Below are 649 nucleotides of genomic sequence, written 5' to 3' on the forward strand. Positions count from 1 at the left end.
GTCTGCGCGCAGAAGGGCTATCCCCTCGTGATCACCATGGCCGAGAGCTTCTCGATCGAGCGGCGCAAGCTGATGCGCCTTCTCGGGGCGAAAGTGGTCCTCACGCCGCGCGCCGAGAAGGGGTTCGGGATGTATCGCAAGGCAGTGGAACTGGCCGAAGCCAACGGCTGGTTTCTCGCCAGCCAGTTCGAAACCGCGGCCAATGCGGAGATGCACGAAAACACCACCGCGCAAGAGATCCTCGGCGATTTCGAAGGCTGCAAGCTCGACTATATCGTGACCGGCTACGGCACCGGCGGCACGGTCACCGGCCTGGGCCGGGTGCTGCGCAAGGCGCGGCCCGAGACGAAGATCATCCTGACCGAACCCGCCAATGCCCAACTGCTCGGCAGCGGCATCGCCCAGGACCGGGACCCGAACGGCGCGCCCGCCGTCAGTCACAGCGCCTTCGAGCCGCATCCGATCCAGGGCTGGACGCCCGATTTCATCCCCAAGGTCCTGCAAGAGAGCATCGATCAAGGCTTCTACGACGCCCTGCTGCCCGTGGCCGGGGCCGATGGCATCGCCTGGGCCCGCCGCCTCGCTGCCGAGGAAGGCATCCTGACGGGGATCTCCGGCGGCTCCACCTTCGCGATCTCGCACGAGGTCG

At 66.7% G+C, this 649-nt stretch carries 1 protein-coding gene; it reads left to right on the forward strand.

Going from position 1 to position 649, the window contains the following annotated elements; translation table 11 throughout:
* On the forward strand, window positions 1–649 hold a 649-nt coding region (locus tag ACR0B3_RS24440), incomplete at both ends, for a PLP-dependent cysteine synthase family protein (protein WP_480811303.1).

The organism is Ruegeria sp. CE9, assembly GCF_056537425.1.